This window comes from Pseudoalteromonas sp. UBA2102, assembly GCF_002331165.1.
Taxonomy (GTDB): domain Bacteria; phylum Pseudomonadota; class Gammaproteobacteria; order Enterobacterales; family Alteromonadaceae; genus Pseudoalteromonas; species Pseudoalteromonas atlantica.
This window is the reverse complement of sequence record NZ_DCYU01000138.1, coordinates 18178-31861: the sequence shown is the minus strand read 5'-3', so window position 1 is coordinate 31861 and position 13684 is coordinate 18178. Positions and strand designations below refer to the sequence as shown.

The window sequence follows — 13684 nt, the reverse complement described above, 5'->3', positions numbered from 1 at the left end:
AAAAAATGAAACTTAATTGCGATTTAGGCGAAAGCTTTGGCGCATGGAAAATGGGGTTAGATGATGAGGTAATGCCTCATATTGATATGGCAAATATTGCGTGTGGTTTTCATGGTGGAGACCCAGATGTAATAGCCGATACGTTGTATTTAGCAAAGCAGCACAATGTACAAATAGGTGCGCATCCAAGTTACCCCGACCAACAAGGCTTTGGCAGGCGCTCTATGGCGCTTAGCGCGCAAGAACTGACCAATTGCTTACATTACCAAATTGCCGCCCTTGATGGCATGGCTAAAGTACAAGGCTTAACACTTAGCTATGTTAAGCCACATGGTGCTTTATATAACGACATGATGAAAAACGATCATATTTTACAAACAGTTATTACTGCTATAGCGCACTACCCTGCACCATTAAAGCTTATGCTGTTAGCCACAAAAGACTCTGCAAAACACACCTTTGCCGCCAATAGTTTAGGTGTAGATCTTATTTTAGAAGCCTTTGCTGATAGGCAATATACAGACGAAGGGCATTTAGTATCTCGCCACCTTGATGGCAGCGTTCACGACAAGCCAGCACTTTTAGCACAAGTAAAACAGCTATTAACCGACGGCTGTGTAACCACTCGCTCAGGAAACACCCTGAACTTAAATGCCAACAGTTTGTGCGTACATGGCGATAACGCAGCCGGTATAGCACTTATTAAAGAAATTAAATCACTGTGTGCATCAGCAAGCTAACCTTGCTTTTAGCTCGTTATTAAGCCTCAAGCTACAAAACGCATGTTTGTTTCACTTTAATACTATTGAGCTGTAAAGGGGCTTTACAGCTTTAACCTCCATTTAGTCCAATCATGTACAACCTAATATCGCTTTAAAAAAGCGCAACAACACAGCACAGTAACAAAGCATAAGTCACACAGCGCTGAAATACATGGCGCTGCATATAAAAAATTTAACGCAGTAAGCCCGCTATTTATTACTATAAAGTAACCATGTTTTACTTAAACCGGTATTAAATTATAGTTTCACCGCATCGCGCTTTTCATCCCTTGCCTGCTGACATATAACTACATATACAAAAACCACAACAGGGAATACAAATGAAGACGCTTTTAGCACTTAGTTTAAGTAGCAGTTTATTACTTGGTAGTAGCCAGTTAGCTTTTGCAAAGGACAACACATTACAGCTACAAGATGTGTTTAATCTTGAATACGCCAATCAAATTGATATAACAGACGATGGTAAAACGGTGTACTTTGTACGTAACCGTATGGATATAAAAACAGACCGTAAAGTCAGTAATATTTGGTCAGTTGATTATAAAACTAAACAACTGCAACCGCTTACCTCGGGCGTGCATATGGATCACTCCCCGGTACTATCGCCAGATGGGCAACGCCTTGCATTTATATCTAACCGCGATGGCAGCAGCCAAATTTATATGAAGTGGCTTAAAACAGGTGCTGTAGCAAAAATTAGTAACCTAACCAGCAGCCCACGCGCAATTACCTGGCATCCCGACTCTCAGCAGCTTATTTTTAGTATGTTTGTACCAAGTAGCAGTGCACCACCTGTTAACTTACCTGGCAAGCCTAAAGACGCTACATGGGCAGAGCCTGCTAAATTTATAGACGATGTATACTACCGTGCCGACGGAGGCGGTTATAGCCAAAAAGGATTTAGTCAATTATTTGCAATAGATGCAAATGGCGGCAATGCAAAGCAGCTCACACACGATGAGTTTAATAACGCCGGCGAAGTAAGCTTTAGTAAAAACGGCAATAGCCTTTATTTTTCAGCCAATAGGCATGAGCAAAATCAACTAAAGCCCACTAATAGTGAAATATACCAGCTTAATTTAAGCACCTTAAAAATTGCTGCCATTACCAACAGAAACGGCCCTGACCAACAACCTAAAGTATCTCCCGATGGGCGTTACCTAGCCTTTACAGGGTATGATGACAAACGCACCAATTACGAAAACACGCAGCTTTATATTCGTGATTTAAAAACAGGCGATACAAAAAGCCTAACCCCTAATTTTGATAGAAGTGTGGGGCAAATTAAATGGAGTGCCAATTCAAAAGGGGTTTACTTTAGCTACGCAGACGAAGGCCAAACCGCCCTTGCCTACCAACCACGCAGTGGTAAGCGTAAAGTGCTCACCGAGCAAATAGGTAGCGTTGCGTTTGGTCGTCCTTATTCGGGCGGCGATTTTGATGTAAGCGAAGATGGCGAAATTGCTTTTACACTTGCCGATACTCAGCGCCCTGCAGATATAGCCACTATAAAACGAGGCAAAGCTCGTCGCCTCACTACACTCAATGCCGATGCGTTAGGCGATAAAGAACTTGCCAACGTAGAAGAAATTTGGCTTAAATCGAGCCACGACCAGCTGCCAATTCAAGGTTGGATTGCATACCCTCCTGGGTTTGATAAATCAAAAAAATACCCACTTGTTTTAGAAATTCATGGCGGCCCTGTGGCCAATTATGGCCCTCACTTTAGTACCGAGGTGCAATTGTTTGCAGCCAAAGGAAACGTGGTTTTATACATGAATCCACGAGGCAGTGACTCATACGGTAAAACGTTTGCCCAAACAATTCATCATAATTACCCAAGTAATGACTTTGACGATTTAATGACCGGCGTTGATGCACTAATAGCGAAAGGCTTTATTGATGAGTCTAAACTATTTGTAACAGGTGGCTCGGGCGGAGGTGTATTAACCGCATGGATTGTAGGACACACCGACAGGTTTGCAGCAGCAGTGGTGGCTAAACCCGTTATTAATTGGATCAGCTTTGTACTAACTGCCGACTTTTATCCATTTTTTGCCGATTATTGGTTTCCAGGTAAACCTTGGGATCATATTGAGCACTATATGAAACGCTCACCTATTAGCTATGTTGGTAACGTAACAACGCCCACTATGCTTTTAACAGGGGAGGCAGATTATCGTACCCCTATTTCTGAAACAGAGCAGTTTTACCAAGCCCTTAAGCTGCAAGGTGTTGATACTGCTATGGTACGTATTCCTAATGCATCACACGGTATTACGGCGCGCCCTTCTAATTTAATGACTAAGGTTGCCTACATTCAATGGTGGTTTGATAAACACTCAAACAAAAAATAAGCTCCGTGTTTAGGTTTAAAAATAGCCACACCTAAGTGGCTATTTTTTTGTAATTACCAACGCTTAGGTTAATAAATGCCAAACTGTAAACCCCCTTTACAGTTTTGTTCTTATCCATATCGGACTTAGGCGTTTTTCAGTTAGTAAAATTTCGGTTTATTGTAAATTTAATCGCTTGAGTTGGTAAAAAATCGGTTTGAGCCACTGTTTATAAGCACTCAGTTAGTAAAAAATTGTTTTATAAAGGCACCAGGTTAGTAAAATTTCGGTTTATTATTTTACTTATACTTAGTAAAACAGCTAAAAACAGCCTTTTAAAAGGGGGATTTTGCACTTTAAAGCGGCTTTACAGTAAAAAAGCAGCCATATAACTGTCCTTAATATCTACCTAGTTAAATTGTGATCCAAACTAAATTTAGCCGAGCCTGATTTATATTAATACAGCAAAAAAAAGGGCCTTACGGCCCTTGAGTAACACTATCTAGAAAAGTTAAAACTGGTTCATGGTGTTATCTTCACCACCGGCTTTAAGTGCGTTTTCACCAGAGAAGTACTCTTTGTGCGTATCGCCAATATTAGACCCAGCTAAATCTTGGTGCTTAACTGAGGCTTGTTCGCGGCGAATTTCTTGGCGTTGTACATCACGTACATAAGCAAGCATGCCCATATCACCAAAGTAACCTTCTGATAAAATATCGGTGCTTAGTGCAGCCGTATGGTATGTAGGCAGTGTAATTAAGTGATGGAAAATACCCGCTTCACGTGCACCATCGCGCTGGAAGTTTTGCACTAATACATCCGCTTCGGCAGCAAGCTCTGTATCGTCCATTTCTGGCGCCATTAGGCCTTTATTATCACCTAGGCTTGGGTAAGCGCTCAAGTCGCGACCCGCTTCTTGCCACTCTTGGTACACTTGCTCACGGAACTTAAGTGTCCAGTTGAATGACGGTGAATTGTTATAAACAAGCTTAGCATCAGGTACTTGCTCTTTAACGCGGTTAACTAGCTCTGCAATTTGCTTAACATGTGGTTTTTCTGTTTCAATCCACAATAAATCAGCGCCCGATTGTAAGCTTGTTACACAATCTAGTACCACGCGGTCTTTTTCAGTGCCTTCGCGGAACTGGTATAAACCGTTTTCTAAACGCGTTGGCTTACATAATTGGCCATTAATTTTCATTGCCGTATCGCCTTCGTTTAAATCATCTACACCGTTAATAGGTGTGGTTTCTAAAAACGCGTTGTACTGGCTAGCTAAGTCTCCTGGCGTTTGTGACACAGGCACTTTTTGCGTAAGGCTTGCACCTAATGAGTCGGTACGCGCAACAATTATACCGTTATCAATACCGAGTTCTAAAAATGCGTAACGTACAGCATTAATTTTTGCTAAAAAATCTTCGTGCGGTACAGTTACTTTACCTGCTTGGTGGCCACATTGTTTAGCGTCAGACACTTGGTTTTCTATTTGAATGGCACACGCACCTGCTTCAATCATCTTTTTAGCAAGTAGGTAGGTTGCTTCTTCGTTACCAAAACCAGCATCAATATCGGCAATAATAGGCACTACATGTGTCTCAAAATTATCAATTTTATCAAGCACCCCTTGCACATCGCCGCCATTGGCTTTCGCTTCGTCTAGATCATTAAATAAGTGGTCTAGTTCACGGGCATCGGCTTGTTTTAAAAACGTATAAATCTCTTCAATAAGCGCAGGCACTGAAGTTTTTTCGTGCATGCTTTGATCCGGTAACGGGCCAAATGCAGAGCGAAGTGCAGCAACCATCCAGCCACTTAGGTAAACATAACTGCGCTTAGTTGTTTTTTGATGACGCTTTATTGCCATCATCATTTGTTGCGCAGTAAAACCATGCCAACAACCTAAAGACTGTGTGTATTGGCTGGTGTCTTTATCGTAAGCGGCCATATCTTCACGCATTACATCTGCGGTGTATTGTGCAATTTCAATCCCCGTACGAAAACGGTTTTGTAAACGCATACGGCTTGCATATTCAGGGTTAATGGCTTTCCATGCGCTACCTTGAGATTGGCAAAGTGTTGCTAGAGTATCGGTTTCACGTGTGTATGTTGTCATAATAAAATCCTTCGAACGGGTCTATAAATTATTTAAATTATTGTGAGAGTGGCTAGGAGTGTGTGCTCCGTATCGCTTAATTCAACATTAGGCTTATTTTTTAGATTTAGTAAATTTATAGTTGTTATTACCGCTATATTTTTTGTGAATGGCTAAAAAGCACGCACTGAGCCTTTTTTGCGTTATTGTTGCTTTAACGCACACAACAACACCGCGACCGTTTAAGGAAGGTAAATATGGCACACACTCTCACACACTCAGGGCTAAGCGTAGATACACAGCTGGCCAACTTTGTAAAAACACAGCTACTCCCAGGCACTCATTTATCGGAGCAGCAATTTTGGCAAAGCTTTGCAAACATAGTACAAACGCTTACCCCGAAAAATAACGCTCTTTTAGCTAAGCGCGAGCAGCTACAACAACAAATAGATGACTACCATAAAACAAATAAAACGTGGGATAGCGCGCAGTACCAAGCGTTTTTAACAGACATTGGCTACCTAGTACCAGAGCCTGCAGACTTTGCCATTGAAACCCAAAATGTAGAGCCCGAAATAGCACTCAGCGCAGGCCCTCAGCTTGTTGTGCCTGTTAGCAACGCACGTTTTGCACTTAATGCGGCTAACGCGCGCTGGGGTTCGTTATACGATGCGCTGTACGGCACCGACGTATTAAGTGAAGACGACGGCGCTGAAAAAGGCACTACGTATAATCCGGTCCGTGGTTTTAAAGTAATGGCGTATGCGCGCCAATTTTTAGATAAAGCCCTGCCACTTAAAAATGGCTCACACATAGAAAGCACCAACTACTCAATTGTTGAAGGCGCCTTGTCTATCACCCTAAGAGACAGCTCGCATACTCAATTAAAAAACCCAGAGCAACTTATTGGCTACCAAGGCGAGGCGCAAAACCCAAGTGCTATTTTATTAAAAAACAATGGCCTGCATGTAGAGCTGCAAATAGACCATCACCACCCTATTGGCCAAGCCGACAAAGCAGGATTAAAAGATGTTTTGCTTGAAGCTGCACTAACAACCATTATGGATTGCGAAGACTCTGTTGCCGCAGTAGATGCCGAGGATAAAGTACAAGTTTACAAAAACTGGCTGGGGTTAATGCAAGGTAACTTGGTTGAATCGTTTAAAAAAGGCGATAAAACCATAGAGCGTACTTTACAAAGCGATAAGCAATATACAGCCCTTGATGGCAGTAGCCTTACGCTTAAAGGCCGCAGCATGATGTTTGTCCGTAATGTAGGCCACTTAATGACAAACCCTGCTATTACCGACATTTACGGCCAACCCGTATTTGAAGGCATTATGGATGCGATGTTTAGCGCAACCGCAGCCCTGCACGATTTAAATAAAAAAACAGGCATTAAAAACACCAGTGCGCAAAGCATCAATATTGTAAAACCCAAAATGCATGGCCCTGAAGAAGTTGCTTTTACAAATACGCTTTTTAGCATGGTAGAAGAAGCGCTTAGCTTGCCAAAAAACACCCTAAAAATGGGAATTATGGATGAAGAGCGCCGTACTTCAGTAAATCTAAAAGCCTGTATACACGCAGCAAAAGCGCGCGCGGTGTTTATAAATACTGGCTTTTTAGACCGCACGGGCGATGAAATTCATACCTCTATGCACGCAGGGGTCGCTTTGCCAAAGGCCGCTATTAAAGCTCAGCCGTGGATCAAAGCATACGAAGACCGTAACGTTGATACAGGCCTTGCCTGCGGCCTAAGCGGTAAAGCACAAATAGGTAAAGGTATGTGGCCAATGCCAGATAAAATGGCACTTATGATGGAGCAAAAGCTTGCTCATGTGCAATCTGGCGCTAATACCGCGTGGGTGCCCTCGCCTACCGCAGCCACTTTGCACGCTATGCATTATCACGATGTAGATGTATTTACCGAGCAAAAAGAAATTGCCAAACGAGGCATGGCAAGCCTTACTGATTTACTTACACCTCCTTTAATGGCTCAGCCGCAAACGCTCAGTAAAGAAGATATTCAAAGTGAGCTTGAGAACAATGCACAAGGCATTTTAGGCTACGTAGTACGCTGGATAGACCAAGGTATTGGCTGCTCAAAAGTGCCTGATATTAACCACATAGGCTTAATGGAAGACAGAGCAACCTTGCGTATTTCAAGTCAACATATGGCAAATTGGCTACAGCATGGGGTGTGTACTCAACAACAAATAGAGTCGATTATGGCTAAAATGGCTAAAGTAGTCGATGGCCAAAATGAGCACGACAGCGCTTACAAGCCTATGGCACAAAACGAAGAGTCACTTAAAAATAGTATTGCTTATCAAGCCGCTTTAGCGCTTGTATTAGAAGGTGCTAAGCAGCCAAGTGGCTACACCGAGCCCCTATTACACAGTTACCGCTTAAAATATAAAGCAAAACACCATAACCTAGCTGAATAGTTAACATTAGTTTAACAGCAAAAAAGCGCGTTTTGCCTACACAAAACGCGCTTTTTGTTTATTAGGGCGTGTTGATCTTTGCAGATTGAAATTTGTTCAACCTAGGCAGAACCCAAAAGGGCAGCGTATGTTTGGCATTTATGCTACGTTATCGCCTATTTATGGGGAATAACCACACTTCAGAGGCTCTGCCTTGCCTAAAAACCAAACATACTGCTGCAAATTCAAGCGCCAAAGGTCAACACGCCCTAGTACCGTTATTTATTTAGTGCTCACTGTACCTAGCGCTAAATTAATTTTTAATTATTGCATTGTGATACACGTTTTGAACGTCATCACAGTCTTCAAGCATGTTGATGAACTTGTCAAAATTAGCAATAACTTCTTCATCTTCAATTTCTACATGCACTTGCGGAACAAACGTAATTTCATCTACTTCAAAGTTAATCCCTTCAAAGTTTTCCTCAAGCGCTGTTTTCGCTTTATAGTACTCAGTATGAGGTGCAAATACCGACACTTTACCATTTTCAACTTCAACGTCGGTTACATCAACGTCGGCCATCATTAGTGCTTCAAGGACCACTTCGTCATCGTCACCGGCAAAACCAAGTACAGCAAGATGATCAAACATATGTGCTACACAGCCCGGTGTACCAATTTTTGAATCTGTTTTGGTAAACGGTAAACGTACGTCTTTAATTGTACGGTTTGGGTTGTCGGTTAAGCAATCAACAATAACCATGCAGTTACCTGGGCCATAGCCTTCGTAACGTGCGGGAGAATAATCTTCCCCTGCCCCACCGGCTGCTTTTTCAATTGCTTTTTCTATTACGTGAGCAGGAACCTGGTCTTTTTTTGCTTTTTCAATTAGACGACGCAGTGATTGATTGACATCGGGGTCTGGTTCGCCATTTTTAGCGGCAACATAAATTTCTTTACCGTACTTTGAGTTAACTTTAGTTTTTGCGTTGGCTGTCTTAGCCATCGAGCTCTTACGGACTTCAAATGCTCTGCCCATCTTGTGCCTCTAATCAATACGTTAATTTTGCCATATTTTACCAATTCAAACCCTATTGGGCTAGGGTCTGTTGAACTTTACAAACTGAATTTAAAACAACCTATTTGCTAAATAAATAAGGCCGAGCCTATGCAAAGAACACTGGAGTAATTACACAAAAATAAAAGTTATGCGCTATTTAACATAACTCCACTTTTTGTGAGTAACTTTCGACTAAAGTAACTAACTCTGTAAATTCACGTAAAACGTAATCAGCTTGGTCGGCATAAATAGGCACCGCGTTTGGCGCGTACAAACAAGCGCGCATATTTGCATTATGTGCTGCTTGAATGTCGTATAAAAAATCCCCTACGTATAACAAGTTGCTGGCGTTTATATTCCAAAGCGTGGCAATTGCATTTAAGGCACTGGGATCGGGTTTGGCTGGGGCATCGCTACGGGTTAATACCGTTTCGATAGGTAGCGGGTTATTTTGTAGCTTTATTGCTGCCGCTTTATCAAAATTGCGGGTAACAATAGCCATAGGAATATTTTTAACTTTAAGGGCGTTAACGGCTTCGGTTACGCCTGGCAATATAGTGGCAAACTGAGCGTCTTGCAGCTCGTGCTGATGCACTATATTCATCGCTTCTTCACGCATGTAGGGCGATGGAAGCTGGGCAATATAATCAAGTAGGTCTTGCTCGCATGGGCAACCTATTTGTGCTTTTATAAGAGAGAAATCTAACTCAGACGATACTAAAGTGCCATCTAAATCAAATATAACTCCTTGAATAGCCTCTACTTGAGCTTTCATATCATTCCTTGAATGGGGTAAAAATCAATACAACATGTGTACACATAATGACTCTACTTCATGAGAATAATTTAGCAAATGTTTATCAAACAAATTATTAGAAAAGTATTCACTTATCTATTACTTAGCCTTATAAACACCAATTAATTACTAAAATTCTACGAACAGCTAGTAATAACAGATCAAAAATGAACACAGCATAAACAAAAGGAGAATACGCGCACATAAACTGCAGTGCGCGTAGGTTGGGGAAGTACTTATTGCTCGAACTTAGCCTCGAGCCAGGTATCGTTTTGGGTAAAGTGAAGGGTTTTAATCTTGCCTTTACCTTCTACGTTTACCATATTTACTTGAGAAGGCCATAAGTCACGCAGTGCGCCGTTACTCATTTTTATGCCTTCAATCCCTTTTGGGATAGGAGCTTCTTGATACACCCAAAAAAACTTTCCATCAATTTGCGCACCTACTTGGCTAAGCGTTAATGGCTTACCCTTTAAGGTTTGCAGCGCAACATGCGACTCAACATACTCTACAAAACGTTGTTGGTCGGCCTTGTTGCTAATGATATCGGCTTTTCCATTAAATAAATGCGCTACAGCATGCTCAGTATCATGTAAATAAAAGCGATGCATAAGCTCAATATTGTTAGTACGTTTATTAAAAAGCACCGTAGTAACCGATGACTTTAGTTGATGCGCCATACTTGGCGCAGCAACTAAAAGGCAAACAATAATAAGCAAAAAGCGCATTATTGTTGCTCCTCACCATCTTTTTTCTCGTCTTTTTTAAGCTCAGTTTTAATGTCTTGCATAATATCTCGACTTACTTTCGCTTTACTCTTTTTCTTTTTATACACTTCAATACGTGAAGGAATAATACGACGAGGGTAGTTGTTGTTCTCAACATCTACATCAGCTGTTTCCCAGCGAGGGTCAACGCTTACCGATACCAATGGCTTATTTTTATCTGTAACAATAAGCTTTTGTACATTTTTGTGATTACGGCGCCAAATTTCAGCCGGAATGTAACGCTCTTCGGTTGTGCCATCTTCATAAGTTAGCTCTAGTAAAATAGGCATTACCAAGCCACCTAAATTTGAAAACTCCATAACATAGTAGTTTTTATCTTCTTCAAGCGCGCGTTCTAGCGTTTTACGCTCCCACGGCTCTAAGCCTTTTAAAAACTTGTTGTACGCGTTACGTTCTTTATTGGTAACAGTAAAGCGGTCGTTTTCGTCGTAAAAGTCGGTAATATCTGGATTTTTTTCAACCCAAGTTTGCTTACCTTCTTCACGGTTGCGCTTAACAAATAGTGATGTTGGTTTGTCTGCTTCTATATCGCGTAAGCGTTTAAAGTCAATATCAGGGTTTTTAGTATCTAAACGTAATTGATACACTTTATCTAACGAGATATCTACATGGTCGGTGCTGTAAAACCAGCCGCGCCAAAACCAATCTAAATCAACACCCGAGGCTTCTTCCATCGTACGGAAAAAATCTGCTGGAGTAGGGCGCTTGTATTTCCAGCGCTGTGCGTACTCTTTAAACGCAAAGTCGAATAAGTCACGGCCTAAAATAACTTCACGTAAAATATTCAGTGCCGCAGCTGGTTTAGTATAAGCATTAGGGCCTAAACGTAGTACGCTGTCTGACTGCGTCATAATAGGTACTTGGTTTTGCGATTTCATGTAGCTTACAATATCGCGCGGCTCAACACCCCACGGTATAGTTGGGTCCCATTCACGCCCTGCAACGCCATCTAAAAAGCTATTTAAACCTTCATCCATCCAGGTCCATTGGCGCTCATCAGAGTTTACAATCATAGGGAAGTAAATATGGCCAACTTCATGAATAACCACACCAATTAAAAAGCGTTTTTCAGCTTGAGAATAAGTGCGCGAGCCATCATCTTGCAGCTCTGTACGGGGGCCATTAAAAGTGATCATTGGGTATTCCATACCACCTACAGGGCCATTTACCGATTGCGCTACAGGGTATGGGTAGTCAAATGAATAGCGAGAATACACTTCCATCGTATGTACTACAGATTCAGTTGAATACTTTTTCCATAAATCGCCACCCTCTTTAGGGTAAAACGACATAGCCATCACTAAAGGTTGTTCATCGCCACCTTGCTGATAGCCCTTTGCATCCCACATAAATTTACGCGACGACGCCCACGCAAAGTCACGCACATTTTCTGCTTTAAAGTGCCACGTTTTTGTTTTATCGGTACCTTGTTTTTCGTTTTCTAACGCTTCTTCTTCAGTAACAATAAATACAGGGCGTTTTGCTGTTTCAGCTTTTTCTAAGCGGTTACGCTGCGTGCGAGTAAGCACTTTGCTTGCGTTATCTAACTTACCTGTTGCCGATACAATATGATCAGCAGGTACAGTAATTTCTACATCGTAATCACCAAACTCAAGCGTAAACTCACCACGGCCTAAAAACGGCTTGTTTGTCCATGCTTCGTAATCGGTGTACGCTGCTAAACGCGGAAACCACTGCGCAAGTAAAAATATATCGTTGCCATCTTCTTCAAAGTGCTCGTAACCAGAACGCGCCCCTACGGCATCTTCTTCAACAATGTTAAAAGCAAAGTTCATACTAAACTCAGCTTCTTTGCCTGGTTTTAACGGCTCGTTTAAATCTATACGCATTAGCGTATCAACAACAGTTACGCGCAGTTCATCGCCATTGTCATCTTTTACATTGCTAATTGTATAGCCTAACTCGTTGTCGCTCATAAATTGTTGACGACGTAGCTCACCTAAACTTAATTTAGCCGGCTTTTGTGCAGGTAAACTATTTAGCGTGCTTTTAAACGTTTTTGTGGTTTCGGCAATTGAGTCGCTTTTAAAAATATTTTGATCTAACTGTAACCACAAATATTTAAGTGTATGCGGCGAGTTATTTTTATACTCAATGCTTTGGCTTGCTGTTAAGCGGCGCTTTTTTTCATCAAGCTTTACATCTATGTCGTAATTAACACGTTGCTGCCAGTATTTTTCGCCAGGCTCACCGGCGGCACTACGATAAACATTTGGGGTAGGAAGCGCTTCGTCTAACTGACGAAATTTATCAACGAATGAGCCTTTAGTTTGCTCAACGGATGACGCTAACACAGCGCTCGACATTGCCAAAGGCAACACAAACGCGCTTAGCGTAAGAACTATTTTTTTCATTATGAGTCCTAGTGGAATTTTGTGAGCGTACTTTGACAAAGTTACTATTTTTGTTCAATTAATTAGCGACCAACCGCCCATTAAACACGGTAATATTCACGTTGTTTTAACATGGTTTTTGAATCAGTAAATTAAGTCACTTTTAAAACTGTAAAGGGGGTTTACACTTTACAGCTAGTTGATGTGTATTAATTAAGGTACAAACACAGTATTTATAAGGGTTCAGGCCTAATTCATGCCATTAGCTTAGGATTAAATTAAGGTGCAAAAATATGTTGTTTAAATTGAGTTTAAATTTATAGCGTTAGCAGTGTTTACACGGTTTAAATGCGCTCAGGTTCAATACAAATTAAGCAGCATATTTAAACTAAAGGAGCCCGATATGAAATTTTACATTGTAAAAAAAGATCATCAGCTCGAAGCTATCCCTGCTGATAAAGACTTACTAGAGCGCTACGAATCAAACCAATATTCGTATGTGAATGTGGTGTCGGCATGCAATAAGCAAGATGCACTAAAACGCCTATCTACTGAACAAAAACACAGTAAAAAGTGGCTAATAATTGGCGCAAATATTGCCGTGATCTCACTAATATTAACTATTTATACGATAAATTAAAAATAGTGAAATTTTAGGTTGATATTTAGTGCATTTTATATTTAAAATCGCCCACTTTTTTTATTTGAGCATAAAAAAATCGTTACAATTATTCTCAAATATGTACTTATTACCAGTAAGCAATGTGGTGGGTGTATGGATTTTTATATCCTAAAAAAACAACAAGAGCTAATAGCCATTCCAGCAAATCAGCAAAGTTGTAAGCAGTATCTAGACTCAGGTTATTTTTATATTGATAAAGTAGCCGCCTGTAACGAAACGAATGCCATAAAAGCATTGCAAGCAAAGCAAACTAAAAGTTTAAAAATGCCGCTAGGTATGGCTTTGTTAGCGCTTCCTGTCATTATTATTGCTATATATAGTTTTACCTAAACTAAAGCCCTCCCGAGGCTTGCATCTTTACTTGC

10 protein-coding genes are annotated in these 13684 nt (G+C 41.1%); 5 read left to right on the top strand and 5 right to left on the bottom strand.

The features are described from left to right. The first annotated feature begins 5 nt into the window (after window positions 1–5). Together B2R65_RS17755 and B2R65_RS17750 are read left to right on the top strand one after the other, a co-directional pair. Window positions 6–740 carry a 5-oxoprolinase subunit PxpA gene (locus B2R65_RS17755; RefSeq protein ID WP_248532887.1) on the top strand — a complete coding sequence of 245 codons (735 nt, stop codon included), beginning with the start codon at window positions 6–8 and terminating at the stop codon, window positions 738–740. A gap of 362 nt (window positions 741–1102) precedes the next feature. Further along, complete coding sequence (locus B2R65_RS17750) at window positions 1103–3139, top strand: S9 family peptidase (protein ID WP_286744853.1); 2037 nt, start codon at window positions 1103–1105, stop codon at window positions 3137–3139. 490 nt (window positions 3140–3629) lie between these two features. Here the strand turns inward: B2R65_RS17750 and B2R65_RS17745 are convergent, their stop codons facing one another. Beyond that, window positions 3630–5231 carry an isocitrate lyase gene (locus tag B2R65_RS17745; protein WP_286744851.1) on the bottom strand — a complete coding sequence of 534 codons (1602 nt, stop codon included), beginning with the start codon at window positions 5229–5231 and terminating at the stop codon, window positions 3630–3632. Window positions 5232–5467: 236 nt separating this feature from the next. Here B2R65_RS17745 and B2R65_RS17740 point away from each other — a divergent pair, with 236 nt between their 5' ends. Further along, complete coding sequence (locus B2R65_RS17740; protein WP_286744848.1) at window positions 5468–7660, top strand: malate synthase G; 2193 nt, start codon at window positions 5468–5470, stop codon at window positions 7658–7660. Between the two features lie 292 nt (window positions 7661–7952). Here B2R65_RS17740 and B2R65_RS17735 read toward each other — a convergent pair whose 3' ends face one another. The 4 genes from B2R65_RS17735 to B2R65_RS17720 all read right to left on the bottom strand — a co-directional run bounded on the left by B2R65_RS17735 (window position 7953) and on the right by B2R65_RS17720 (window position 12658). Next, window positions 7953–8678, bottom strand: coding sequence for a YebC/PmpR family DNA-binding transcriptional regulator (locus B2R65_RS17735; protein ID WP_024032996.1), 726 nt, complete (start codon window positions 8676–8678; stop codon window positions 7953–7955). Window positions 8679–8856: 178 nt separating this feature from the next. After that, entirely contained in the window at window positions 8857–9474 is a 618-nt protein-coding gene (locus B2R65_RS17730; RefSeq protein WP_004588262.1) for an HAD family hydrolase, read from the bottom strand. Window positions 9475–9731: 257 nt separating this feature from the next. Further along, window positions 9732–10223 carry a DUF6702 family protein gene (locus B2R65_RS17725; RefSeq protein WP_004588263.1) on the bottom strand — a complete coding sequence of 164 codons (492 nt, stop codon included), beginning with the start codon at window positions 10221–10223 and terminating at the stop codon, window positions 9732–9734. Further along, entirely contained in the window at window positions 10223–12658 is a 2436-nt protein-coding gene (locus tag B2R65_RS17720) for a M1 family metallopeptidase (RefSeq protein ID WP_286744845.1), read from the bottom strand. Before B2R65_RS17720 ends, B2R65_RS17725 begins: the two co-directional genes overlap by 1 nt. A 382-nt stretch (window positions 12659–13040) precedes the next feature. Here B2R65_RS17720 and B2R65_RS17715 point away from each other — a divergent pair, with 382 nt between their 5' ends. Beyond that, entirely contained in the window at window positions 13041–13277 is a 237-nt protein-coding gene (locus B2R65_RS17715) for a hypothetical protein (protein WP_004588265.1), read from the top strand. A gap of 135 nt (window positions 13278–13412) precedes the next feature. Beyond that, window positions 13413–13649 (top strand): hypothetical protein, encoded by a 237-nt coding sequence (locus B2R65_RS17710; protein WP_004588266.1) that lies wholly within the window; start codon window positions 13413–13415, stop codon window positions 13647–13649. Window positions 13650–13684 lie beyond the last annotated feature (35 nt).